The 23,240-nt window shown below is 67.3% G+C and carries 22 protein-coding genes and 1 tRNA gene; 16 read left to right on the top strand and 7 right to left on the bottom strand.

All coding sequences use genetic code 11. The features are described from left to right. The first annotated feature begins 33 nt into the window (after positions 1-33). The 10 genes from RD110_RS12605 (at position 34) to RD110_RS12560 (ending at position 9,141) form a co-directional block, all read left to right on the top strand. Positions 34-1,140: an NAD(P)/FAD-dependent oxidoreductase gene (locus RD110_RS12605; protein ID WP_076204905.1), complete on the top strand. Its 1,107-nt coding sequence runs from the start codon at positions 34-36 to the stop codon at positions 1,138-1,140. Further along, positions 1,137-1,397, top strand: a complete 261-nt coding sequence (locus RD110_RS12600) for a (2Fe-2S)-binding protein (protein WP_076199805.1) — start codon at positions 1,137-1,139, stop codon at positions 1,395-1,397. Before RD110_RS12605 ends, RD110_RS12600 begins: the two co-directional genes overlap by 4 nt. Next, positions 1,394-2,701, top strand: a complete 1,308-nt coding sequence (locus RD110_RS12595) for an NAD(P)/FAD-dependent oxidoreductase (protein WP_076199804.1) — start codon at positions 1,394-1,396, stop codon at positions 2,699-2,701. The genes RD110_RS12600 and RD110_RS12595 overlap by 4 nt, the downstream gene beginning before the upstream one ends. Next, a complete protein-coding gene (locus RD110_RS12590) occupies positions 2,691-3,455 on the top strand; it encodes an ABC transporter ATP-binding protein (protein ID WP_076199803.1) in 765 nt (254 codons plus the stop codon). The genes RD110_RS12595 and RD110_RS12590 overlap by 11 nt, the downstream gene beginning before the upstream one ends. Further along, the gene (locus RD110_RS12585) at positions 3,448-4,164 is read left to right on the top strand and encodes an ABC transporter ATP-binding protein (RefSeq protein ID WP_076199802.1); all 717 of its coding nucleotides are present in this window, start codon (positions 3,448-3,450) and stop codon (positions 4,162-4,164) included. Before RD110_RS12590 ends, RD110_RS12585 begins: the two co-directional genes overlap by 8 nt. Before the next feature lie 42 nt (positions 4,165-4,206). Continuing rightward, on the top strand, positions 4,207-5,400 hold the full coding sequence (locus RD110_RS12580) for an ABC transporter substrate-binding protein (RefSeq protein ID WP_076199801.1): 1,194 nt from the start codon (positions 4,207-4,209) through the stop codon (positions 5,398-5,400). A gap of 135 nt (positions 5,401-5,535) precedes the next feature. Beyond that, positions 5,536-6,438 (top strand): branched-chain amino acid ABC transporter permease, encoded by a 903-nt coding sequence (locus RD110_RS12575; protein ID WP_076199800.1) that lies wholly within the window; start codon positions 5,536-5,538, stop codon positions 6,436-6,438. 3 nt (positions 6,439-6,441) lie between these two features. After that, positions 6,442-7,452: a branched-chain amino acid ABC transporter permease gene (locus RD110_RS12570; RefSeq protein WP_204250060.1), complete on the top strand. Its 1,011-nt coding sequence runs from the start codon at positions 6,442-6,444 to the stop codon at positions 7,450-7,452. Positions 7,453-7,463: 11 nt separating this feature from the next. After that, complete coding sequence (locus tag RD110_RS12565; protein ID WP_076204900.1) at positions 7,464-8,399, top strand: 4-hydroxyproline epimerase; 936 nt, start codon at positions 7,464-7,466, stop codon at positions 8,397-8,399. Between the two features lie 88 nt (positions 8,400-8,487). Then, on the top strand, positions 8,488-9,141 hold the full coding sequence (locus tag RD110_RS12560) for an FCD domain-containing protein (protein ID WP_157900171.1): 654 nt from the start codon (positions 8,488-8,490) through the stop codon (positions 9,139-9,141). Between the two features lie 39 nt (positions 9,142-9,180). On the opposite strand, the gene RD110_RS12555 is transcribed toward RD110_RS12560, so the two are convergent. Continuing rightward, entirely contained in the window at positions 9,181-9,885 is a 705-nt protein-coding gene (locus tag RD110_RS12555; RefSeq protein WP_083686241.1) for a glycine zipper 2TM domain-containing protein, read from the bottom strand. Between the two features lie 292 nt (positions 9,886-10,177). On the opposite strand from RD110_RS12555, the gene RD110_RS12550 reads away from it, so the two are divergent. Beyond that, entirely contained in the window at positions 10,178-10,876 is a 699-nt protein-coding gene (locus RD110_RS12550; RefSeq protein ID WP_076199798.1) for a response regulator, read from the top strand. Then, positions 10,857-12,530 (top strand): sensor histidine kinase, encoded by a 1,674-nt coding sequence (locus RD110_RS12545; protein WP_076199797.1) that lies wholly within the window; start codon positions 10,857-10,859, stop codon positions 12,528-12,530. Before RD110_RS12550 ends, RD110_RS12545 begins: the two co-directional genes overlap by 20 nt. Here the strand turns inward: RD110_RS12545 and RD110_RS12540 are convergent. Further along, positions 12,522-13,010: a DMT family transporter gene (locus tag RD110_RS12540; RefSeq protein ID WP_076204894.1), complete on the bottom strand. Its 489-nt coding sequence runs from the start codon at positions 13,008-13,010 to the stop codon at positions 12,522-12,524. The genes RD110_RS12545 and RD110_RS12540 overlap by 9 nt on opposite strands. 13 nt (positions 13,011-13,023) lie before the next feature. After that, positions 13,024-13,452, bottom strand: coding sequence for a DMT family transporter (locus RD110_RS12535; RefSeq protein WP_076199796.1), 429 nt, complete (start codon positions 13,450-13,452; stop codon positions 13,024-13,026). Positions 13,453-13,587: 135 nt separating this feature from the next. Between RD110_RS12535 and RD110_RS12530 the strand changes: the two genes are divergently transcribed. From RD110_RS12530 to RD110_RS12515, 4 genes are all read left to right on the top strand, one after another. Continuing rightward, positions 13,588-14,514 (top strand): LysR family transcriptional regulator, encoded by a 927-nt coding sequence (locus tag RD110_RS12530; protein WP_076199795.1) that lies wholly within the window; start codon positions 13,588-13,590, stop codon positions 14,512-14,514. A 231-nt stretch (positions 14,515-14,745) separates the two neighbouring features. Further along, complete coding sequence (locus tag RD110_RS12525; RefSeq protein WP_239467228.1) at positions 14,746-15,174, top strand: tripartite tricarboxylate transporter TctB family protein; 429 nt, start codon at positions 14,746-14,748, stop codon at positions 15,172-15,174. 2 nt (positions 15,175-15,176) lie between these two features. Next, the gene (locus RD110_RS12520; RefSeq protein WP_076199794.1) at positions 15,177-16,742 is read left to right on the top strand and encodes a tripartite tricarboxylate transporter permease; all 1,566 of its coding nucleotides are present in this window, start codon (positions 15,177-15,179) and stop codon (positions 16,740-16,742) included. A 100-nt stretch (positions 16,743-16,842) separates the two neighbouring features. Continuing rightward, positions 16,843-16,916, top strand: a tRNA-Gly gene (locus tag RD110_RS12515). 25 nt (positions 16,917-16,941) lie between these two features. Here RD110_RS12515 and RD110_RS12510 read toward each other — a convergent pair. Genes RD110_RS12510 through RD110_RS12495 form a run of 4 tightly spaced genes read right to left on the bottom strand, consistent with a single transcriptional unit; the run spans position 16,942 to position 23,062 of the window. After that, on the bottom strand, positions 16,942-18,072 hold the full coding sequence (locus RD110_RS12510; protein WP_076204889.1) for a hybrid sensor histidine kinase/response regulator: 1,131 nt from the start codon (positions 18,070-18,072) through the stop codon (positions 16,942-16,944). A gap of 20 nt (positions 18,073-18,092) precedes the next feature. After that, on the bottom strand, positions 18,093-18,713 hold the full coding sequence (locus tag RD110_RS12505) for a chemotaxis protein CheB (protein WP_076199793.1): 621 nt from the start codon (positions 18,711-18,713) through the stop codon (positions 18,093-18,095). After that, positions 18,710-19,510: a CheR family methyltransferase gene (locus tag RD110_RS12500; RefSeq protein WP_076204887.1), complete on the bottom strand. Its 801-nt coding sequence runs from the start codon at positions 19,508-19,510 to the stop codon at positions 18,710-18,712. Before RD110_RS12500 ends, RD110_RS12505 begins: the two co-directional genes overlap by 4 nt. 45 nt (positions 19,511-19,555) lie before the next feature. Beyond that, positions 19,556-23,062 carry a response regulator gene (locus tag RD110_RS12495; RefSeq protein WP_076199792.1) on the bottom strand — a complete coding sequence of 1,169 codons (3,507 nt, stop codon included), beginning with the start codon at positions 23,060-23,062 and terminating at the stop codon, positions 19,556-19,558. Positions 23,063-23,240: the final 178 nt, after the last annotated feature.

Raw genomic sequence — 23,240 nt, 5'->3', positions numbered from 1 at the left:
CGAGCCCCGAGCCGACTTCAGCCCATGCAGCCCATGCAAGCCGACGTGATCGTCATCGGTGCCGGCATCGTCGGTGCGGCCTGTGCCCATGCGCTGGCGCAGGCCGGCCAGCAGGTGCTGGTGCTCGATGCAGGCGTCGGCGGCGCCACCGGCGCGGGCATGGGCCACCTGGTGGTGATGGACGACAACCCGGCCGAACTCGCGTTGAGCCGCCATTCGCTCGCGCTGTGGCGCAGTCTCGTGCCGCGCATGGCGGACGACTGCGCGTTCAGCCCGTGCGGCACGCTGTGGGTGGCGGCCGATGATGCCGAGATGGTTGCGGCCGAAGAAAAACAGCAACGCCTGGGCCAGCATGGCATCGATTGCCGGCTGCTCAGCGCCAATCAACTGGCCACCGCCGAACCCGCGCTGCGCCCGGGCCTTGCCGGTGCGCTGGAAGTCACCGGCGACGGCATCGTCTACGCACCCAATGCCGCGCGCTGGTTGCTGGGCGATGGTGGCAGCAACATCCACATCGAAGCCGCCGAAGTCGTGGCCATCGAGGCCGGCCATGTGCGGCTCGCCGATGGCACGCAGCGCCGCGCGCCGCAGATTCTGCTGGCCAATGGCATCCACGCCACGGCACTGTGCCCCGAACTCCCGATCCGGCCCAAGAAAGGCCACCTGCTGATCACCGATCGCTACCCCGGCACCGTGCACCACCAACTGGTGGAGCTCGGCTACATCACCAGCGCGCACCATGCCGAAGGCCCTTCGGTGGCCTTCAACCTGCAGCCGCGGCCCACGGGGCAGCTGCTGATCGGCTCGTCGCGCCAGTTCGACACCACCGACATGGCGGTCGAAGCCCCCATGGTGGCGCAGATGCTGCAGCGCGCGCTGCGCTACATCCCGGCGCTGGGCGACCTCAACGCGATTCGCAGCTGGACCGGCCTGCGCGCCGCCACGCCCGACAGCCTGCCGCTGCTCGGCCGCCACCCCTGGCGCGAAGGCCTGTGGCTGGCCGTCGGCCACGAGGGCCTGGGCGTGACGACGGCCACCGGCACGGCGCAGTTGCTGGCCGAGCTGATGACGGGCGCGGCGCCCGCATTCGACCCCACGCCCTATGCCGCCGAGCGTTTCACGGCCACCGCAACCGCATGAAAAAGACAGAAACCGTGGCACTCCGCATCAACGGCCAGACGCTATCGGTCCGTGCCGGTACCTCGGTTGCGGCCGCCCTACGTATCGCAGGCAGCGCCGACATGGGCACGGCCCGCCGCTCGGTGCTGGGCCAGGCCCGCGCACCTTTTTGCGGCATGGGCATCTGCCACGAATGCCGCGTGGACATCGACGGCCGGCGCCGCCTGGCCTGCCAGACCCGGTGCGAAGACGGCATGGTCGTGGAGACCTCCGCATGAGCGGCTCTGCCATCGAACATTGCGACGTGCTGATCATCGGTGCCGGCCCCGCGGGCCTGGCCGCCGCCCTGGCTGCCGCGCCCAGCGGCGCCCACATCGTGATCGTCGACGACAACCCCGCACCCGGCGGCCAGATCTGGCGCGACGGGCCGGGTGTCGAATTGCCGATCGCAGCCATGCAAAGGCGCAACGCGATCGCACGCTGCGCCAACATCCGTCTCGTCAGCGGCACGCGCGTCATCGCCGCGACCGCGCCTTCTGAGCTCTTGCTCGAAGATGCCGAACGTGGCTGGCGCATCGGCTGGAAAAAACTGATCCTGTGCACCGGCGCCCGTGAACTGCTGCTGCCCTTCCCGGGCTGGACGCTGCCCGGCGTGACCGGTGCCGGCGCGCTGCAGGCGCTGGTCAAGTCCGGCCTGCCGGTGGCCGGGGAACGCATCGTGATCGCCGGCAGCGGCCCCTTGCTGCTGGCCGCCGCCGCCACCGCCCGCAAGGCCGGCGCGCACGTGGTGCGCATCGCCGAGCAGGCCGGATTCCAGGCCGTCGCCGGCTTCGCTGCGGCGCTGGCACGGTGGCCAGGCAAGGCGGTGCAATCGCTGGGCCTGTTCGACGCGTCGTACCGCACGGGCCGCCATGTTTTGTCGGCACAGGGCGACGGCCATGTGGAAGCGGTGCGGCTGCGGCGCGGCACGCAGGGCGAGGAAGTCATCGCCTGCGACCGGCTGGCCTGCGGCTTCGGCCTGGTGCCGAACACCGAACTCGGCCAACACCTGGGCTGCGCGGTGGAAATGCGCCATGGCGCGCCCGCCCTCACGGTCGACGCGATGCAGGCGACCAGCCGGGCCGACATCTACGCCGCCGGCGAGAACACCGGCGTGGGCGGCAGCGACCGCGCCCTGGTCCAGGGGGCGATGGCCGGGCATGCAGCCGTGGGCGCCATCGCGCTGGCCGAAGCCCGGCGTGGCGAACTGGCGCGCTGGGACGCCTTCGCCGCCACGCTGCACCAGCGCTTCGCACTCGCCGAGCCCCTGCGCCGGCTGGCCGCGCCCGACACCCTGGTCTGCCGCTGCGAAGACGTGCGCCACGCCGAACTGGCGCCGCGCAACGACTGGACCGACGCCAAGCTGCACACCCGCTGCGGCATGGGCGCCTGCCAGGGCCGGGTCTGCGGCGCGGCCACACGGTTCATGTTCGGCTGGGCGCCCACCGCGCCGAGGCCGCCGCTTTCGCCGGTACGCGTGGCCACGCTGGCCGCACTCCATTCCCAAGACCACTCCGCAGAGGAAACCACGCATGCAGCCTGACATCATCCTGGAGACCAAGGGACTTACCAAGGAGTTCCGCGGCTTCGTCGCCGTGCGCAGTGTCGACCTGAAAGTGCGCCGCGGCTCGATCCACGCGCTCATCGGGCCGAACGGCGCGGGCAAGACGACGGTGTTCAACCTGCTCACCAAGTTCCACATTCCGAGCGCGGGCAGCATTGCCTTCAACGGCATCGACATCACGCACGAGAAACCCGCGCAGACCGCGCGCCGCGGCATCGTGCGCTCGTTCCAGATCTCGGCGGTGTTCCCCCAGCTCAGCGTGCTGGAGAACGTGAAGATCGCGCTGCAGCGCAAGGCCGGGCTGGATTACCGCTTCTGGCAGCCCGTGGCGGCCTTGCACACGCTCGATCCGCAGGCCATGGCCCTGCTCGACCAGGTCGGCCTGTCCAACGCATCGCACCTGCTCGCGGGCGACCTGCCCTACGGCCGCAAACGCACGCTGGAGATCGCCACCACGCTCGCGCTCGACCCCGAACTGCTGCTGCTCGACGAGCCCACGCAGGGCATGGGCCACGAGGACGTGGACCGCATCAAGGACCTGATCAAGCAGGTCTCGGCCCAGCGCACCATCCTGATGGTGGAACACAACATGAAGGTGGTGGCCGACATCAGCGACACCATCACCGTGCTGCAGCGCGGCGAAATCCTGGCCGAAGGGCCGTACGCACAGGTCAGCATCGATCCCGCGGTGCGCGAAGCCTACATGGGCACGGAAGAGGAAGAACATGTCTGACACGAAGTCCTCCACGGTCCTGTCCATCAAGGACCTGAACGCCTGGTACGGCGAATCGCACGTGCTGCAGGGCATCAATCTGGAGGTGAAGGCCGGCGAATGCGTGACGCTGCTGGGCCGCAACGGCGCGGGCCGCACCTCCACGCTGCGGTCCATCCTGGGCCTGGTGGGCAAACGCACCGGCTCGATCATGGTGGACGGCAAGGAAACCATCGCCATGCCGCCGCACCGCATCGCGCGGCTCGGCCTGGGGTATTGCCCGGAGGAGCGCGGCATCTACGCCTCGCTCACGGCCGAGGAAAACCTGCTGCTGTTGCCCAAGGTCGGCGACGGCGGCATGTCGCTGGAGCAGATCTACGGCATGTTCCCCAATCTGAAGGAACGCGCGCACAGCCCCGGCACGCGGCTCTCGGGCGGCGAGCAGCAGATGCTGGCCATGGCCCGCATCCTGCGCACCGGCGCCAACCTGCTGCTGCTCGACGAGATCACCGAAGGCCTGGCCCCGGTGATCGTGCAGAAGCTCGGCCAGGTGATCCGCGAGCTCAAGGCGCGCGGTTTCACCCTGGTGCTGGTGGAGCAGAACTTCCGCTTCGCCAAGCACCTCGCAGACCGGCACTACGTGATCGAGCACGGACGTGTGGTGGAGACGATCGCCGCCTCAGAAGTGGCCGCCAAGCAAAGCCGCCTGGACGAACTGCTCGGCATCTGAAATTTTCCTTTGTCTTTCTCTCTTCAACCTCTGGAGTCCTTCATGCAATTCAAGAAACTCTCCGTCGCGCTCGCTGCCTGTGCCGCCATCGCCGCCCAAGCGCAGGTCAGCGACGACGTCGTCAAGATCGGCGTGCTGAACGACCTGTCCGGCATCTACTCCGACCTGTCGGGCCAGGGCTCGGTGACGGCGGCGCGCCTGGCCATCGAGGAGATGGGCGGCAAGGTGCTCGGCAAGCCTGTGGAGCTGGTCTTCGCCGACCACCAGAACAAGCCCGACGTGGCGGCCAACCTGGCGCGCGGCTGGTTCGACCAGGGCAAGGTCGACATGGTGACCGACTTCCCCACCGCATCCACCGCGCTCGCGGTGATGGAAATCGCCAAGCAAAAGAACCGCATCGTCATGCCGTCCTCGGGCCTGGCCACCGCCATCCTCGGCGAGAAGTGCAATGCGCTCACAGCGCAGTGGACCACCAACACCTATGCCCTGGCCGCCGGCACCGCGCGCGCCCTGGTGAAGGAAGGCAAGAAGAGCTGGTACTTCATCACCGCCGACTACACCTTCGGCCACTCGCTGGAGAAGGACGCCACCGAAGTCATCAATGCCGACGGCGGCAAGGTGGTCGGCAGCTCGCGCCATCCTTTCCCCGGCGGCGATTTCTCGTCCTTCCTGCTCAAGGCCCAGGCTTCGGGCGCCGACGTGATCGCGCTGGCCAACGCCGGCAACGACACGGTCAACGCCATCAAGCAGGCCAACGAATACGGCATCACGCGCAAGCAGGTGGTGGCGCCGCTGCTCACCTACATCTCCGACGTGCACAGCATCGGCCTGGAAAAAGCCCAGGGCATGTACCTGAGCGAAGCCTTCTACTGGGACTTCGACGAGCGTTCGCGCGCCTGGTCGAAGAAATTCTTCGAGAAGCAAAAGCGCATGCCCACCGCCGCCCAGGCCGGGGTGTATTCGGCCACGCTCAGCTACCTGAAGGCCGTGCAGGCGGCCGGCACGGACGAAGCCAAGGCGGTGATGGCGCAACTGCGCAAGATGACCATCGACGACGCGGTGATCCGCCACGGCAAGCTGCGCGAAGACGGCGCACTGGTGCACGACATGCTGCTGCTGCAGGTCAAGTCGCCTTCCGAATCCAAGGTGCCATGGGACTACTACAAGGTCAAGACCGTGCTCAAGGGTGCGGACGTGTACCCCGCCATCAGCCCGGCCTGCCAGGTCGCCAAGTAATCCCTGTCACCCGTTCGTCATATCCCCGTTCGGGCTGAGCCTGTCGTCCTTCGACAAGCTCAGGATGAGCGGACTTCAAAGCACAACGACCCGCTCAGTGCGAACGGGTTTGATCCACGCAGGACACGAAAACCTATGTTCGACATTCCGATGCAGTCGCTGATGGCGCAGTTGCTGGTGGGCCTGATCAACGGCTGCTTCTACGCCGTGCTCAGCATGGGCCTGGCCATCATCTTCGGCCTGCTCAACATCATCAACTTCGCGCACGGCGCGCAGTTCATGGTGGCCGCGTTCCTGGCGTGGATCGGCTTCACGCAACTGCCGATGCTGCTCGGCCCCGAGTTCAAGCTGAATTTCTGGGCGATGCTCGTCGTGGCGCCACTCATCGTCGGCGCGCTCGGCGTGCTGCTCGAGAAGACGCTGCTCAAGCGGCTCTACCACCTGGACCACCTCTACGGCCTGCTGCTGACCTTCGGCGTGGCGCTGATCCTGGAAGGCGTCTTCCGCCACTTCTACGGCATCTCGGGTTCGAGTTACGACCCGCCCGCGCTGCTGCAGGGCGGCGTCGATCTCGGCTTCATGTTCATGCCGATCTACCGCGGCTTCGTGGTCGTGGCCTCGCTCTTGATCTGCGCCGTGACCTGGTACCTGTTCGAGAAGACCAAGCTCGGCGCCCTGCTGCGCGCCGGCACCGAGAACCCGAAGCTGCTGCAAGCCTTCGGCGTGAACATTCCGCTGATGATCACCCTCACCTACGGCTTCGGCGTGGCGCTGGCCGGCATCGCCGGTGTGCTGGCCGCGCCCATCATGCAGATCACGCCGCTCATGGGTGCGAACCTGCTGAACATCGTGTTCGCCGTGGTGGTGATCGGGGGCCTGGGCTCGATCATGGGCGCGATCCTCACCGGCCTGGCGCTCGGCCTGCTCGAAGGCCTGACCAAGGTGTTCTACGCCGAAGGCTCCACGGTCGTGGTGTTCGTGATCATGGCCGTGGTGCTGCTGATGCGCCCCGCCGGCATGTTCGGTAAAGAGAAATAAGCCATGCTGAAAAACATCCCGACCCCGATCCGCGTCCTGCTGGCGCTGCTGATTCCCGCCGTGCTGGTGCCGGTGTTCCCGGAACTCGTCTATCCGGTGTTCATCATGAAGGTGCTGTGTTATGCGCTGTTCGCGCTGGCCTTCAACCTGTTGATCGGCTTCACCGGCCTGGTGTCGTTCGGCCATGCGGCCTTCTTCGGCTGGTCCGGCTACACCACCGGCATCCTGATGATCAAGCTGGCCGACCACGGCTTTCCGGTGGAGCTGGCCATACTGGCCGGCATGCTGGTGGCCACGGCCATCGGCTGGCTCATCGGCACGCTGGCCATCCGCCGCACCGGCATCTATTTCTCGATGATCACGCTGGCGCTGTCGCAGATCGCCTATTTCCTCGCGGTGCAAATGCCCTGGACCGGCGGCGAGGACGGCATGCAGGGCATTCCGCGCGGCAAGCTGCTCGGCCTGGTCGACCTGTCGGTGGACAACCACATGTACTACTTCACGCTGGCGGTGTTCGTGGCGGGGTTCCTGGCGATCCACCGCATCGTGCACTCGCCGTTCGGCCAGTCGCTCAAGGCCTTGCGCGACAATGCGCCGCGCGCCGTCTCGCTGGGCTACGACACCGACCGCTGCAAACTCTACGCCTTCATGCTGTCGGCCGCGTTCACCGGCCTGGCCGGCTCGATGAAAGCCCTGGTGTTGCAACTCTCCGCGCTCAACGACGTGATGCTGAGCACCTCCACCGAAACGCTGCTGATGACGCTGCTCGGCGGCCTGGGCACGAGCTGGGGCCCGGTGCTGGGCGCGGCGCTGGTGGTGAGCCTACAGAACTACCTTGCGGAACTCGGCGGCGTGGTGACCATCATCACCGGCCTGACCTTCGTGGTGTGCGTGTCCTTCTTCCGCCGCGGCATGGTCGGCGAATGGGAGGCCTGGCTGCAGCGCCGCCGGGGCCAGCGCGCGCAGGCCGCGAAGACGCACAATGCAACGCTGAAAAAACCTGTCACGCCTTGAATGCCAAAGACATGAAACGCATCCAGATCATCGACTCCCACACCGGCGGCGAACCCACGCGGCTGGTCATTGGCGGCTTTCCCGACCTCGGCCGCGGCAGCATGGCCGAGCGCCGCGCGCTGCTCGCATCCGAACATGACGCCTGGCGCGCCACCACGGCGCTCGAGCCGCGCGGCAGCGACGTGATCGTCGGCGCCCTGCTCTGCGAACCGGTGTCGCCCGACGCGGCGGCCGGCGTCATCTTCTTCAACAATGCCGGTTACCTGGGCATGTGCGGCCACGGCACCATCGGCCTGGTGGCCACGCTGGCCCACATGGGGCGCATCACCGCGGGCGAGCACCGCATCGAGACACCGGTGGGCACCGTCACAGCCACGCTGCACGCCGACGGTGCGGTGAGCGTGCGCAACCTACCGGCGTACCGGCACCTGCACCAGGTGGCGATCGACGTGCCGGGCTTCGGGACGGTGCGCGGCGACGTGGCCTATGGCGGCAATTGGTTCTTCCTGGTGAGCGAACACGGCCAGCGCGTGGCCAGCGACAACCTGCCGGCGCTGACCGCCTACACCTCGCTGCTGCGCGAAGCCCTGGCGGTGCAAGGCGTCACCGGCCAGGACGGCGCCGAGATCGACCACATCGAACTCTTCGCCGACGATACGGACGGCGCGGACAGCCGCAACTTCGTGTTGTGCCCCGGCCTGGCCTACGACCGCTCGCCCTGCGGCACCGGCACCAGCGCCAAGATCGCCTGCCTGGCCGCCGACGGGAAGCTCGCGCCCGGCGAGGTCTGGCGCCAGGCCAGCGTGATCGGCAGCGTGTTCGAAGCCAGCTACACGCTGGAAGGCGGCCAGGTCGTCCCCACGATCCGAGGCCGCGCGCACATCAGCGCCGAGGCCACCCTGCTGATCGAGGACGACGACCCCTTCGGCTGGGGCATCCGGCTCTGAGCCTGGGGATGGGAGAATACCCCGCCCCCACCGCTCTCTTTTCGCACCCCACATGACGCCAGCCCCCACCCCGGTCCAGAAGCCTCCGATGGCACCAGCCGCCGCGCCCAAGCGGCGTGCCGCCGACCTCGCCTTCGACGCGCTGGAGACCATGATCGCCACGCTGCAACTGGAGCCCGGCAGCCCGGTGGTCGAGGCCGACCTGGCCGAACGCACGGGCCTGGGCCGCACGCCGGTGCGCGAGGCCCTGCTGCGCATGGTGTCGAGCGGCCTGATCGTGCAGCAGCCGCGCCGCGGTCTGCTGGTGTCCAACATCGACCTGGCCGACCACCTCGACGTGGTGCAGACCCGGCGCGTGCTCGAATGCCTGATCGCGGCCTGTTCGGCGCGGCGCGCCACGGCCAAGCAGCGCAAGGACATCGTGCTCTGCGCCGCCAAGATGGTGAAGGCCGCCAGCCGCGCCAACCTCAACGAATACATGGCGGCCGACCACGAGCTCGACCAGGTCAACCACCAGGCCAGCCGCAACCTCTCGGCCGTGAAGTGCGTGGTGCCGCTGATCGTGCAGTCGCGCCGCTTCTGGTATGCCTACCAGCACGAAGGCGAGATCACCGAAGGCGCACGCGCCCACATGCTGCTGGCCGAAGGCATCGCCTCGGGCGACGAACCCGCCGCCGTGGCCGGCGCCAACCAGTTGATGGACTACCTCGAACAGTTCGCGCGCAGGGTGATCGACAAATGAAAACGGCGGCCGAAGCCGCCGTTTCCTCATCGTGGGTGCTTAGCCGTTGCCGTTGGCCAGGCGCAGGTTCTTGCCTTCCACGATGACGCGCGAGCCGACCGGCACCGAGGTCGAGATGTCCATGTGGCGGTAGGTGCCGTTGTCCATGCGCACGCGCACGTCGTAGACGGTGACCTTCTTCATGTTCTTCTCGACGGCATTGCCGGCATAGGCACCGCCGGCCACGCCGAGCACCGTGGCAGCCGTGCGACCCGTGCCGCCACCGACCTGGTTGCCGAGCAAGCCGCCCAGCAGGCCGCCGGCCACGGTGCCGATGCCCACCGTGGTGTTGCCAACGTTCACGCCGTTGACCTGACCCTGGCGCTGCACGGCCGTAACGCTTTCCACAGTGCCGCACGAGACGCAGACGTCATTGCGCGCGACCTGGACCGGCGCCTTGGGCTGCACCGTCTGGGTGGCGTAGTTGGGTGCCGGCTGCGGCGCCGTGACGGCCTTGACGGCGGGCGCGGCCTGGGGCGCAAGCGGAGCGACTGGCGCGCTGAGGGCCGCTGGCGCGGTGACAGCGGCAACCGGCGCCATGGCGGGGCCGGGTTGCGCGTCCGAGCTTTTCACGACCAGCGCCGCGCCGAGAGCGGCGACGGTGACGCCGAGCACGGCGATGATCGCAACCAGCATCTTGCTGTGCTGCATGCGGTCGGCCATGCTGGGCTGGCCGAGATTGTTCGAGGTGGTTGTGGTTTCCATGATGGACTCCTTTGAAGGTACCGCCAGTTTGTACCAAATCCAACGGCTCACCCGTGTAGGACGGCAGTCCGCAATGTAAGCAGCCGTCGCCGCAAATTCCGCTCGGCCAGAGGCGCTCCGGGCGCATCGACCGATTCGGCTTTACCGGGGTTCACCGCGGTTACATGGCTGGCTGAACGCGTTCGGACGAACCAAACTTCCGATCCTCGGCGAAAATCCGCTGCAGCCATGAATCAATCCCATCCCGTCGACATTGCCCATACAGCGCCCTGGCGCTGCGGGCTTGACTGAAATGCGCCTGCTTCTCGTCGAAGACGAAGCCGAAATGGCCTCCTGGCTGGTGCGTGCCTTCAAGCAGAGCAGCTTCGTGCCCGACCATGCGCCGGACGCGGCCACGGCCGAGGCGCTGCTCGCCGGCAACGACTACGACGCCATCGTGCTCGACCTGCGCCTGCCCGACAAACACGGCCTGGCCGTGCTCGCCGATCTGCGCCGGGCCGGGAACCGCACGCCGGTGCTGGTGCTGACGGCGCAGGGCTCGCTGCAGGACCGCGTCAAGGGCCTGAACCTCGGCGCCGACGATTTCCTGACCAAGCCCTTCGCCATCGAGGAGCTCGAGGCCCGACTCACCGCGCTGGTGCGGCGCAGCCGCGGCCGCTCGCACGCACCGATGCAATGCGGTTCGTTGTCCTGCCCGCACGACAGCCGCGCCTTCACGCTGGGCGGCGTGCTGTTGCAGCTCACGCCACGGGAGAGCGCGGCGCTGTCGGTGCTGCTGGCGCGCAGCGGCTCGCCGGTGGAGAAGTCGCTGCTGTCGGGCAAGGTGTTCCCGACCGACAGCAACGCCGGGCCTGACGCCATCGAACTCGTGCTGCACCGCCTGCGCCGCAAGCTCGCCGGCGGCGACGTGCGCATCACCACGGTACGCGGCCTGGGCTACATGCTGGAGAGCATTTCGGAGAGCGCCCCGCATGAAGATCTTCCGGACTGACCCGGACCGCTTCGGCATCCGCGCGCGGCTGCTGACGCTGCTGATCCCCGGCATCCTGGGCCTGCTGGCCATGGACAGCTGGAACGACTACCGCGCCATGCGCAACCTAGTGCAGGACGCCTACGACCGCTCCATGCTCGAGTCGGTGAATGGCCTGCGCGGCGGCATCGGTCTGGCGCCCGACGGCTCGCTGCGCCTGGACGCCCCGCCCTCCGTGCTGCAGACCCTGCACGATGCGCCGGCCTTGCTGCACCGGCACCTGCACGTAGGCCTCACGCCGCGCGATGGGGTCGACGGGAACGCCGCGACGGAAGGACTCACCCTGCTCGGCGAAGCGGACCTGCCCGCACCGCCGCCGCCGCCGCCGCCCTCGCCGCCACCCCGTCCACCCCTGCGCCCGCCGCTGCCGCCGCCGATCGCGCTGCCGGAATCGTCCGCTGTGTCGGCCCCGGCGGCGTCGGCCTCGGCACAGGCCGCATCCGCGGCCGCGCCGGTACCGGTGTGGTACGAAAGCATCTACGAGGGCCGGCCCGTGCGCCTGGTGGCCCTGCGCAGCCAGGTCACCGACGGCCACGGCCAGGCCTTCGACCTGCTGATCCAGGCCGCCGAAAGCACCGACCCACGCGACCATGCCCAGGCCATCACTTCGCAGCAGGCGGTGATCCGCGACACGCGCATGGTGCTGGTGGTGATCCTGCTGGTGTGGCTGGGCGTGACCTGGTCGCTCCAGCCGCTGGAGCGGCTGCGCAAGTCGGTGCTGGACAGCCAGGCCCATGAGCTCAAGCCGCTGGACACCAGCGGCGTGCCGCACGAGGTGGCGCCGCTGGTCGCGGCTGTGAACCAGCACGTGGCCAGCTACCGCGAACTGCTCGACCAGCAGTCGCAGTTCCTGGCCGACGCCTCGCACCAGCTGCGCACGCCGCTGGCCATCATGATGACGCAGGCCGGCGTGGCGCTGCGCGAGAAAGACCCTGAGCAGCACCGCGCCACCCTGCGCGCCATCATCACCCAGATCTCGCGCAGCCGGCGCCTGTGCGAACAGCTGCTGTCGCTGGCCCATGCGAGCGATACCTCGCCGCCGGACGAGCGGCCCGAGCGGCTGGACCTCAATGCCGTGGCCAAGGACGTGGTGCTGCAATACCTCACGCTGGCCCACGAGAAGAACCAGGATCTGGGCTGGGAACCCGCGCAGGACCAGGCTTCGTCGGCCGACGCGCTCGCCCCGACCGAAGTCCCGGTGCTGGCCCGAGGCGCCGAGCTGCACGAGGCGCTCTCCAACCTGGTGCACAACGCCATCGTCTACACCCCGCCGGGCGGGCAGATCACGGTGACCGTCGGCGCCATCGACGGCATGGCCCAGGCCGAGGTGCGCGACAGCGGTCCCGGCATCCCCAAGGCGCGCCACGCGGAGGTCTTCGAGCGCTTCCACCACGGCGGCACGGCGGCCGACCACAGCGCGACCGGCGCGGCGCACGGCGCCGGCCTGGGCATGGCCATCGCCCGCGCCTACGCCCGGCGCAACGGCGGCGACATCACCCTGGCCGACGCCCATGCAGCCCGAGCCGACCAGGGCGCGCCAACCCGCGACGTCGGCCAGGCGACCGGACTGCGCGCCATCCTGCGCCTGCCGCTTGCGCAGGCAGCCCTAGGCTGAACAGGCCGTGACGTCGGCATCGGCGTCACGGCGCTCACGCAGGGCGTTGCTCCTGTAGATCAGCACCAAGGCAGCGGCCAGGAGCACCAGGGCCGCGCCTCGCGAAGTCCCCAATGGAATGACCGCATTGCCGAGCCAGCCGAAGTGGTCGATCAACAGGCTCATCAGCAGTTGCCCGCTGATCACCGCAACGGTGGCGGCTGCCGTGCCGATGCGCGGCATGGCAAAGACGATCACCAGCATGTAGACCACCCCGAAGAAGGCGCCGGTGACTTGCCAGCGCGGCGCCGTGAACAGATTCAGGGCATGCGCAGGCTCGAGGAAAAAGGCCAGCAGAAAACTGAGCATCGTCCCGAGCGCGAAGGTGAGCCACGAGCTCTCCAGCACGCCGACTTCGGCGCCCAGCCGGCCGTTGATCGCCGACTGCGCGCACAGCACCACACCACCGAGGAAAACCAACAGCAACATCAACAAGTTCATGGTGTCGTCCACTTCAATAGATCAGCCACAGCGCGGCGAGGATGGCGACCAGCGCGCCCAGACGGTAGCCATCGACTTCGCGCCGTGCGCTACCGAGCAGGCCCCATTGGTCGATCGCCAGACTCGCCGCCACCTGTCCGAAGAGGATGCCCACCATCGTGAGGCCGACGCCGATGTGCGGCGTGGCGATCGTCAGGGCCACGACGTAGACCGGGCCGAGGATCCCGCCGGTCAACAGCCACCTCGGCTTGGCAAACATCAGGCCGAGCCGGGGCCGGCCGAATACCAGCCCGAACGTCAAAAGCAGCGTGCCGACCCCGAAGATGCCGAATGTCGCCCACAGCTGCCCCGCGCCTTCGCCAAGCGGCCCCAGCAGCCCCGCCTCTACCGAAAGCCCCATGCCGGCCAGCAGCACGAGGGGAAGTATCCAGATCTGCTTCATCGCCACGCCCCGTTTGAAAGAAGGCGCGATGGTAGGTGGTTGCAAAAAAGGCCACAATCCAGCACTTTCGCAAAATACTATTGCGGTCATCGCAATAGCGCTCAGTAAAGGCCGGCCCCCGGCCCCAGTGATCCCATGCATCTCAAAGCCCACAGGTTCTTTGCCATGGTCGCGCTGACCGGCAGTTTCTCGGCGACCGCGCGTCACTTTCAGGTTCCGGCGTCCTCGGTGTCGCGCTTCATCGCGGCGCTGGAACGCGAGCTGGGCCTGCAGCTGCTGTACCGCAACACCCGGGCGGTGAAGCTCACCGATGCGGGCGAGCGCTACTGCCTCCAGATCCGGGAGGTGCTGGACCTGCTGGATGCCGCCAACGAGGAAGTCTCCGGCAAAGGCCGGGAAATTCGCGGCCTGGTGCGGATCAATGCGCCTGTCGCACTCGGCCGCCTGCACATCGCGAAGCTCCTCGACGGTCTGTACCGGCAATGCCCGGCGTTGACGGTCGAGCTGACGCTCACCGATACCTTCATCGACCCGGTGCAGGAAGGCGCCGACATCACCTTGCGCGTGGGGCACCTCGAAGACTCCGGCCTGATCGGGCGAAAAATTTGCGACCAGCACTACGTGCTTTGCGCCAGCGCCGGCTACGTGAAACAGCACGGGCGGCCCCGCTCCCCCCAGGACCTGCGCGAACATGCCTGCCTGGTCTACCAGGGCACCGGCGGGGCGCAGCGCTGGTTCTTCCGGCGGCCTGGCAGCGACGCGCTGGAAGTCGTCGAGGTTGAGGGCCCGCTGCGCAGCAACAACGCAGAGGTGCTGGTGCAGGCGGCGCTGGACGGCAGGGGTCTCGTGCTGTTTCCCTCCTGGCTGTTCAGCCGGGAAAGTTTCAGCCGCACGGCGCTGGTACGTCTGTTGCCAGAGTGGGAAGCTTCGGTGGAGGCCACGCCCAGCCAGATCCATCTGCTGTCGCCCGGCAATCGGCTTCGCGCCCGGAAAGTCCGCGTAGTCTGGGATTTTCTGCTGGAGGCGATCGGCACACCGCCCTACTGGGACGATCTGGGCTGAGCAACCGCGGGGCCGCGCGGGCAAGCGCTCGCCATACTACGGGTTTCCCTGATGAGGGATAACACGTATTCGCAGCCGCAGCTTGCAAAACGAAAGCCGATTGGAAGCGTCGGTTTCTACCATCCGCTCCAGCCCGGGCCTCGCCGGCACGGGACAAACCAAGGAGACACGGATGACCCATCCCCTGTTGATGACATCGCCGCTCTCGGCGCAACCACGGAGTCGCTTCGCATGAATTTCAAAAACCGAAACTTCGTCAGAGGCCTGTTCCTCATGGCGATCGCCCTGCTGTTCGGCGGGGTGGCTACCAACTATTCGATAGGCGAGCTCAGCCGCTCCGGCCCCGGGCTGTTCCCGGTGATGATCAGTGGCTTCCTGTTCCTGATCGGCGTGCTCACCGTGGTGCGTTCGCATTTCGTCGAACAGGTGCCGCTGGACTACAACGTCAAGAACATCGCGCTGATCCTGCTGAGCCTGGTGGGCTTCGCGGTGCTCTCCGAATTCGTGAACATGATCGTCGGCATCATCTTCCTGGTGTTCTGCTCGACCTTCGCTGGCACGTCCTATTCGGTAGCGCGCAACGTCAAGATTTCGATCGGCCTGATCCTGATTGCGTTCGCCTTCAAGAACTTCCTCGGCCTGAGCCTGCCGCTGTACTGATCATGGAAATCATCAACAACCTCTCCCTCGGGTTCGAGCACGCCTTGACGTGGCAGAACCTCTTGTACTGCGCACTCGGCTGCACCGTCGGCACCCTGATCGGCCTGTTGCCGGGCCTCGGCCCGCTGTCGACCATCAGCCTGCTGCTGCCCCTGACCTATTCCATCCCCACGGGCGGCGCGCTGATCATGCTGGCCGGTATCTACTACGGGGCTCAGTACGGGGATAGCGTGAGCGCGATCACGATGAAGATACCGCACGCCAGCAGCATCGTCGCCTGTATCGATGGCTACCAGATGACGCTCAAGGGCAAGACTGGACTGGCGCTGTTCACCGCAGGCATCTCCAGCTTCATCGGCGGTACGGTGGCCATCGTGGTGCTGTCGACGATGGCGCCGGCGCTCGGCGAAGTCGGCTTCCTGTTCGGCCCGGCCGACTACTGCGCGCTGATGCTGCTCGGCTTCTTCTGCGTGAGCTTCGTCTCCGCCGGCAGCCTGCTCAACGGCCTGGCCATGGCCATGGTCGGGGTGCTGCTCGGCATGGTCGGCACCGACGTCAATTCCGGCGTGGCCCGCTACACCATGAACCTGCCGTTCCTGATGGATGGCATCGGCCTCATCAGCATCGCGCTGGGCTGCTTCGGCATCGCCGAAGTGGTGAAGAACCTGGACAGCAAGAGCGTGCTCACACCGTTCAACGGCACCATCAAGCTCATGCCGACCTGGCCCGAGTTCAAGCGCATCATCCCCAGCGCCCTGCGCGGCAGCGTGATCGGCTCGATCCTGGGCATTTTGCCCGGCGGCGGCCCGACCATCGCCCAGTTCGCCGCCTACGCAGCGGACAAGAAGTTCAGCAAGTACAAGCACGAGATCGGCACCGGCTGCATCGAAGGCGTGGCCGGCCAGGCCGCTGCCGACGAAGCTGCCGCGCGCACCAGCTTCATTCCGCTGATGGCCATCGGCATTCCCGAAAACGCCGTCATGGCGCTGATGATGGCCGCCTTCGTGGTCAAGGGCATCCAGCCCGGCCCGAACATGATCGCCACCCATCCCGACCTGTTCTGGGGCCTGGTGGCCAGCATGTGGGTCGGCAACGTGTTCCTGGTGGTGCTGAACGTGCCGCTGGTGCGCTACTGGCTGTCGGTGTTCAAGATCCCGTACACCGTGCTGTTCCCGGCCATCATGTTCTTCTGCTGCATCGGCACCTTCAGCATCAACAACAGCCTGGACGACATCTACACCACCGCGGTGTTCGGCCTGATCGGCTACCTGTTCCTGCGCCTGGACATGGAAGCCGCGCCGCTGATGCTGGGCTTCATTCTCGGCCCGATGCTGGAGGAGAACTTCCGACGCACCATGCTGCTGAGCCGCGGCAGCTTCAGCGCCTTCGTGACGCGGCCCATCAGCGCCACCTTGCTGAGCGTGATCGCGATCCTGGTCGTGTGGCAGATCGTGGCCTTCCTGATCAAGCTGAAGAAGGCCCATGGCAAGCCGATCCACATCGAGACGGCCGAGGAGCGCATCGATCACCAGACCAAAGCCAGCCCGGTGCTCGACACGCCCACCTGAGCCCTCGGGAATTCCCCGGTCCCGCCGCCAAGGCCGGGGCCAGGAATCCCCTACAATCCAGAGCCTTCACAACCCGCCCAACACAGGCGGGTTGCTGCATGCGGGTGTAGCTCAATGGCAGAGCTGTTGCTTCCCAAGCAACTGACGAGGGTTCGATTCCCTTCACCCGCTCCAGATCCGCCTCCCCCCCCCCCGAAATTCAGCCACGCGGCACCGTCACGGTGAACACCGTTTTGCCGTCCGGCGTCGCGACATCCACCGTGCCACCGTGCGAGCGCACGATCTGCTGCACGATGTACAACCCCAGGCCCAGCCCCTCGGCGCGCGACGAGGTCCTCCCGCCGCGGCGGAAGGGGTCGAAGATCGAGGGCAACACCTCGGGCGGGATCGCACCGCCATTGGCCACGCTCAGGAAGATGGCGTCGGCCGAACGGCCATCGGCGCGGACTTCGACCGGATCTTCCGGCTGGCCATGGTGCAGCGCATTGCCCACCAGGTTCGACACCACCTGTACCCAACGGTCTTCATCAAGATGCCCGCTCAGATCACCCAGCAGCGAGACCGTGATCGCGTGATCCGGGAAAAGCGTACGGTAGTCACCGGCGATGCGTTCCACCAGCTGGCCCAGGTCGAAGTGCTGCCGCTTCACCGGAATGCCGCCGGCCAACCGCGCGCGGCTGACATCGAGCACGTCCTCGATCATGCGCGCCATCCAGTGGCCGCTCTTGATCAGGCGCGCACCCACCTTCTGCACCGGTTCTTCCGGCCGGCGGGTCAGCACCTGGGCGGCCATCATCATCGCGGACAGCGGCCCACGCAGATCGTGCCCGAGCACGGCGGTGAACATCTCGTGCAGGCGCAGCGTTTCGGTGCGCTCGGCCAGGTTCTGCGCGAGCTGCCGCTTCTGACGGTACAACTGGAAGAACACCTCGGCCTTGCTCTTGAGAATGTGCGCCTCGATCGGCTTGAAAAGGAAATCCACCGCGCCGCTGTCATAACCCTTGAACAGCCGCTGCTGGTCGCGCGCACCGGCGGTGACGAAGATGATGGGCACATGGCGCGTGCGCTCGCTGCCGCGCATCAGTTCGGCCAGCTCGAAGCCGTCCATCTCGGGCATCTGCACGTCGAGCAAGGCCAGCGCCACATCGTGCTTGAGCAGCAGTTCCAGTGCCTCCATGCCCGAGCGCGCGAGCAGCAGCTCCACGTCGTCACGGCGCAGCAGTGCCGACAAGGCGAGCAGGTTTTCCTGCAGGTCATCGACCAGCAGGCATTTCACGCGCGGGCCCGGCACGGGCTGATCGCCGCCGCCATGGACGTTGCGATCACCCATCGGGCCTTCCGGTTCGTGGCTCACGTCATCTCCCCTTCGCTCATCGTTTTCAAAAGATCCGCCATGTCCGGCAGCGGCAGCACGAAGTCGACCGGGCCGTCTTTCACCGCCGCCAAGGCCGATGCCGGCATCAGGCTCACCTGCGCGGTCTCGGGGTCTTGCACCACGCTCACGCCGCCGGCGCGCTGCACCGCCATCAGGCCCGAGGCGCCGTCCTGGTTGCCGCCGGTGAGCACGATGCCCATCAGCCGCTCGCGGTAGACGTCGGCGGCCGACTCGAACAACACGTCGATCGAAGGCCGCGAATAGTTCACCGCCTCATCCACCGACAGCGCCAACTGGGGCCTCGCGTCGGGGCCGCGATCGACCAGCAGGTGATAGTCCGGCGGCGCGAAATAGATCGTGCCGCCGGCCACCGACTCCTTGTCCTGCGCCTCGCGCACCGCCAGTGCGCACCGGGGCTGGAAGATGTCCACCAGCAGGCTGCGCCGGTCGCGCGGCAGGTGCAGCACGACGATCACCGCGCCTTGGAACCCCGCGGCGAACGCCGGCAGCAACTGGATCAGCGCCTCCACGCCGCCGGCCGAGGCGCCGACGACCACGGCGTCCACCTGCCCCCGCAACGCCAGCGCGTCCTTCATGCGCTCGCCTTTTTCTGGAAGATGCGGTCTTCGCGCACCAGCTCGTCGAAGTCGTCGGCGCAGGCCGAGAAGCGCAGCGACTCCTTCGCGCCCAGGCCGAGGAAGCCCTTGCGGCACAGCGCGTCTCGGAACAGGGTGAGCGCGCGATCCTGCAGCGCCCGGTCGAAGTAGATCAGCACATTGCGGCAAGACACCAGGTGCACCTCGGCAAACACGCTGTCGGTGGCCAGGCTGTGGTCGGAGAACACGATGTGCTCGCGCAGCGACTTGTCGAACACGGCCCGGCCGTAAGCCGCGGTGTAGTAGTCCGACAAAGAGTTGCGCGCACCCGATTTCTGGTGGTTGGTGGTGAACAGCGCGATGCGGTCCAGGTCGTAGATGCCGGTCTCCGCACGCTGCAGCGCCTGCGGATTGATGTCGGTGGCGTAGATCAGCGTGCGCGCAAGCAGTCCCTCCTCGCGCAGCAGGATGGCCAGCGAGTACACCTCCTCCCCGGTGCTGCAGCCGGCCACCCAGATCTTCAGCGAGGGATAAGTGCGCAGCAGCGGCACCACCTCGCGGCGTAGGGAGCGGAAGTAGTCCGGATCGCGGAACATCTCGCTGACCTGCACGGTGAGGTAGTCGAGCAGCGCAGGAAACACCGCCGCGTCGTGCAGCACCTTGTCCTGCAGCTGCGAAAGCGTGTCGCAGCCGAAACGCCCCATGGCCGCGGTGAGGCGCCGCTTCAGCGAGGCGCTGGCGTAGCTCCTGAAGTCGAAGTGGTACTTGAGGTAGATGGCGTCGATCAGCAGACGCATCTCGATGTCGAAGAGGCGGTGGGGCACGGTGGTGGACCTCGTCGCTTATTTCGGCATCCACACCCGCACCAGCGAGAGCAGTTTCTCCACGTCCAGCGGTTTGGCGATGTAGTCGTTGGCGCCCGCGGCCAGGCATTTCTCCTGGTCGTCCTTCATGGCTTTGGCGGTCAGCGCGATGATCGGCAGCTTCTTCCACACGGGCTGCTTGCGGATCTCGCGCATGGCCGTGAAGCCGTCCATCTCGGGCATCATGATGTCCATCAGCACCAGGTCGATCGGCCCTGACGTGCCATCGGCATGGGCGGCCTGATCGCGGCTGCGCTCCAGCACCTCCAGCGCCTCGCGGCCGTTGCGCGCGAGCTGCACCTTGGCGCCCTTGGGTTCGAGCACGCTGGTGAGCGCAAAGATGTTGCGCACGTCGTCCTCCACCACCAGGATGCGCCGGCCCTCCAGCGTCTCGTCGCGGTCGCGCGCCAGGCGCAGCATGCGCTGCACCTCCGCCGGCAGCGTGGATTCCACCTGGTGCAGGAACAGCGTGACCTCGTCGAGAAGCCGCTCCGGCGAGCGCGCGTCCTTGATGATGATGGACTTGGAAAACCGTCGCAGCTTCTCCTCCTCGTCGCGGGTCAGCGAGCGGCCGGTGTAGACGATGACGGGCGGAAACGACGCGCTGTCCTGCGCCACCATCTGCTGCAGCAACTCGTAGCCCGACAGGTCGGGCAGGTTCAGGTCCATGATCATGCAGTCGAAGGTTTTCCGCCCCAGCGCGGCCAATGCCTGGCCGGCCGTCTCCACGCCGGTGATCTCCACCTCGCCGTTGCCCAGCAGATGGCTGATGCTCTCGCGCTGGCGCGCGTCGTCCTCCACCACCAGCACGCGCCGTACGCTCTGCGAGAACTTGGCCTCCAGGCGCTGCAGCGCCTCCACGAGCTGGCTGCGCTTCACCGGCTTCAGGTCGTAGCCGATGGCGCCGAGCTCGAGCGCCTCGTGGATGTAGTCGGCCACCGACAGCACATGCACCGGAATGTGCCGCGTGCGTGCATTGCGCTTGAGCTGGTCGAGCACACCCAGGCCGGAGTGATCAGGCAGGTTCATGTCGAGCAGGATGGCGCTGGGCCGGTAGGTCTCGGCCGCCATCAGCCCGTCGCCGGCCGAATGCGTCACCACGCACTGGAAATTCATCTCGCGCGCCAGATCGCGCAGGATGGCGGCGAAGCGGAGGTCGTCTTCGATCACCAGGATCAGCCGCGCGTTGGGCTGCAGCGCGTCGCGGTCGTCCGCAATGGTCGGCGGCCAGTGCACCGGGGGTGGCGCCGTGTGTCCCTCGTTGCCCGCAGGCCCGCCCACGCCGCCCTGCAGCGGCCTCGGCGGCATGGTCGAGCGCGCCGGTGCGGGCGCTGGCGCGGCAGCCGCCGGCACCGGACTGGGCGCAGACTGCACCTCGTAGACGCTGGGCAGGCACAGGCTGAACACGCTGCCCTCGCCCGGCACGCTTTGCACCGTGATGCTGCCGCCGAGCAGATGCGCCAAGTCGCGGGAAATCGACAAGCCCAGGCCGGTGCCGCCATACTTGCGGTGCGTGCTGCCATCGGCCTGGCGGAAAGCGTCGAAGATCAGCGACTGGTTCGCTGGATCGATGCCGATGCCGGTGTCGCGCACGGCGAAGCACACCTGGCCGTCTGGCTGCTGCGAAACGGTCAGCGCGACTTCGCCGCGATGCGTGAACTTGAGCGCGTTCGACAGCAGATTCTTCAGGATCTGGCCAAGCCGCTGGCCGTCGGTCTCGATCTGCACCGGCGTGCCCGGCACCACCTCGCCCGTCAGGCGCAGGCCCTTCTGCTGTGCGAGCGGCTGCATCCCTTTGATGGTGGCCTCCACCAGATTGGGCAGGGAGACCGTCTCCGGGCTCAGCTCGACCTGGCCGGCCTCGATCTTGGACAGGTCGAGGATGTCGTTGATCAGTGTCAGCAGGTCGTTCCCCGCCGAGGAGATGGTCTCGGCGAACTTCACCTGCTCCTCGCTCAGGTTGCCGGCCTTGTTGTCCGCCAGCAGCTTGGCCAGGATCAGTGTCGAATTCAGCGGCGTGCGCAGTTCGTGGCTCATGTTGGCCAGGAATTCGCTCTTGTACTGGCTGGCGCGCGCGAGTTCGTCCGCCTTGGCCACCAGGACGGCCTGGGCATCGGTGAGCTCGTCCTTCTGCGTCTCGAGCAACTGCGCCTGCTCCTCGAGCTGGGAATTCGTCTGTTCCAACTCGCTCTGCTGGGTTTCCAGCTGTGCCTGGGACTCCTTGAGCGCGCGGCCCTGCTCTTCCAGTTCTTCGTTGCTGACGCGCAATTCCTCCTGCTGGGCCTGCAGTTCCTCGGCCTGGCGCTGGGTTTCCTCCAGCAACTCCTCGAGCCGGGTGCGGTCCTTGGAAGCGCGCACCGCCACGGCAAGCACCTCGGAGACCCGCGCCAGCAGCTCTTCGTCCACCGCCTCGATCCGGCGGAAGAAGCCGAGTTCGATCACCGCGTGCACCGCACCGTCCACGCTGGCTGGCGCTATCAAGAGGCTGGTCGGCCGTTCCGCGCCCAGACCCGACGTCACCGGCAGGTAGCCGGCCGGCACGTCGCTCACGCGCATCGCGCGATTCAATTTGGCGGCCTGGCCGAGCAGGCCGTCGCCAGGGCGCACCACGTCGAGTTGCGAAGGCGTGGCGAAGGAGGCGACGCGGTGGAAGCTGCCGTCGGCCTGGGCCAGGTAGAGGGCCCCCACCTGCGCGCCCAGGTAGTCGGAGAGGAAGGCGAGAACGCTGTCGCCCAGCTTGTCCAGGCGTTGCTCGCCCTGCACCTTCAGGCTCAGGCCGGCCTGGCCGGCGCGCAGCCACATCTGCGCCTCGCGCGCGCGATAGTCGCGCGAGGACAGCACAATGGCCACCGCGATCAGCAGCAGCAGCAGGGCCGAACCACCGCCCTGCACCTGGGCCGACAGGCTGACGGCGTTCTGCCATTCGTCCTGCCGCTTGGCCAACTGCGTCTGCTCCTCTCCCACCATCTCTTCGACCAGCTCGCGGATGCGGTCCATCGTCAACCGGCCGCGGTCGCTGCGCACCAGGGCCAGCGCCGCCTCGGTCGCGCCCGAGCGACGCAGCGCGATGGTTTCCTCGAGTTCGGCGAACTTCATGCCGGCGAGTTGCTCCAGCGTCTTCAGCCGCTCCTGCTGCCGCACGCCAGGGTCGGCCACATCGTGCACGCTCTGCAGCAGGCCTGGAAACGCGGCCCTGGCTGCGACGTACGGATCGAGGTAGCGCTCGGCGCCGGTGAGCAGATAGCCCCGCTGACCGGTCTCGGCGTCCTTCACGCCGGACAGCAAATTGCGCAGGCGCTCGATGGCCGTGATGGTGGCGCTCACGCGGTCGGCCGTGCGGGCGCGAACTTCCAGGGAAGTGAAAGAAAAATACGCGATCAGCAGCACGGCGAGAATCGCCGCGGCAAAGCCGACCATCGCGCCGGGCGGCAGCGGAAGCCGGGACCGCGAGCCCTGGCTGGCGCTGTCGGTTGGAATCGAGGTCATGTAGCGATGTACGGAGCGCCGGAAGGGGCAAGTGAGAGCAAGTGAGGGCAGACAACAACCGTCTGCCAGTCCCGCGGCCACCACCAGCCCGACCGCAAAACCAGCACGCACCTTACGCGCCTGCCACCCGACTTTCAGCAAGCCATCGTCGCAGGTCCTCGTAGGACCAGACCGACAA

Origin of the sequence: Rhodoferax koreense, assembly GCF_001955695.1 — a bacterium.
In the GTDB taxonomy this organism is placed as follows: Bacteria; Pseudomonadota; Gammaproteobacteria; order Burkholderiales; family Burkholderiaceae_C; genus Rhodoferax_B; species Rhodoferax_B koreensis.
The sequence above is the reverse complement of the archived record's forward strand: the minus strand, read 5'-3'. Positions and strand labels throughout refer to the sequence as shown.

Excerpts from the sequence above, each read along its gene's own strand:
- RD110_RS12575 (WP_076199800.1), top strand. The coding sequence starts at position 5,536 with ATGTTCGACATTCCGATGCAGTCGCTGATGGCGCAGTTGCTGGTGGGC.
- RD110_RS12550 (WP_076199798.1), top strand. The coding sequence starts at position 10,178 with ATGCGCCTGCTTCTCGTCGAAGACGAAGCCGAAATGGCCTCCTGGCTG.
- RD110_RS12505 (WP_076199793.1), bottom strand. The coding sequence starts at position 18,713 with ATGAAGGACGCGCTGGCGTTGCGGGGGCAGGTGGACGCCGTGGTCGTC.
- RD110_RS12525 (WP_239467228.1), top strand. The coding sequence starts at position 14,746 with ATGAATTTCAAAAACCGAAACTTCGTCAGAGGCCTGTTCCTCATGGCG.
- RD110_RS12605 (WP_076204905.1), top strand. The coding sequence starts at position 34 with ATGCAAGCCGACGTGATCGTCATCGGTGCCGGCATCGTCGGTGCGGCC.
- RD110_RS12535 (WP_076199796.1), bottom strand. The coding sequence starts at position 13,452 with ATGAAGCAGATCTGGATACTTCCCCTCGTGCTGCTGGCCGGCATGGGG.
- RD110_RS12555 (WP_083686241.1), bottom strand. The coding sequence starts at position 9,885 with ATGGAAACCACAACCACCTCGAACAATCTCGGCCAGCCCAGCATGGCC.
- RD110_RS12520 (WP_076199794.1), top strand. The coding sequence starts at position 15,177 with ATGGAAATCATCAACAACCTCTCCCTCGGGTTCGAGCACGCCTTGACG.
- RD110_RS12585 (WP_076199802.1), top strand. The coding sequence starts at position 3,448 with ATGTCTGACACGAAGTCCTCCACGGTCCTGTCCATCAAGGACCTGAAC.
- RD110_RS12540 (WP_076204894.1), bottom strand. The coding sequence starts at position 13,010 with ATGAACTTGTTGATGTTGCTGTTGGTTTTCCTCGGTGGTGTGGTGCTG.
- RD110_RS12600 (WP_076199805.1), top strand. The coding sequence starts at position 1,137 with ATGAAAAAGACAGAAACCGTGGCACTCCGCATCAACGGCCAGACGCTA.
- RD110_RS12495 (WP_076199792.1), bottom strand. The coding sequence starts at position 23,062 with ATGACCTCGATTCCAACCGACAGCGCCAGCCAGGGCTCGCGGTCCCGG.
- RD110_RS12590 (WP_076199803.1), top strand. The coding sequence starts at position 2,691 with ATGCAGCCTGACATCATCCTGGAGACCAAGGGACTTACCAAGGAGTTC.
- RD110_RS12545 (WP_076199797.1), top strand. The coding sequence starts at position 10,857 with ATGAAGATCTTCCGGACTGACCCGGACCGCTTCGGCATCCGCGCGCGG.
- RD110_RS12595 (WP_076199804.1), top strand. The coding sequence starts at position 1,394 with ATGAGCGGCTCTGCCATCGAACATTGCGACGTGCTGATCATCGGTGCC.
- RD110_RS12580 (WP_076199801.1), top strand. The coding sequence starts at position 4,207 with ATGCAATTCAAGAAACTCTCCGTCGCGCTCGCTGCCTGTGCCGCCATC.
- RD110_RS12510 (WP_076204889.1), bottom strand. The coding sequence starts at position 18,072 with ATGGGTGATCGCAACGTCCATGGCGGCGGCGATCAGCCCGTGCCGGGC.
- RD110_RS12500 (WP_076204887.1), bottom strand. The coding sequence starts at position 19,510 with ATGCGTCTGCTGATCGACGCCATCTACCTCAAGTACCACTTCGACTTC.
- RD110_RS12565 (WP_076204900.1), top strand. The coding sequence starts at position 7,464 with ATGAAACGCATCCAGATCATCGACTCCCACACCGGCGGCGAACCCACG.
- RD110_RS12560 (WP_157900171.1), top strand. The coding sequence starts at position 8,488 with ATGGCACCAGCCGCCGCGCCCAAGCGGCGTGCCGCCGACCTCGCCTTC.
- RD110_RS12570 (WP_204250060.1), top strand. The coding sequence starts at position 6,442 with ATGCTGAAAAACATCCCGACCCCGATCCGCGTCCTGCTGGCGCTGCTG.
- RD110_RS12530 (WP_076199795.1), top strand. The coding sequence starts at position 13,588 with ATGCATCTCAAAGCCCACAGGTTCTTTGCCATGGTCGCGCTGACCGGC.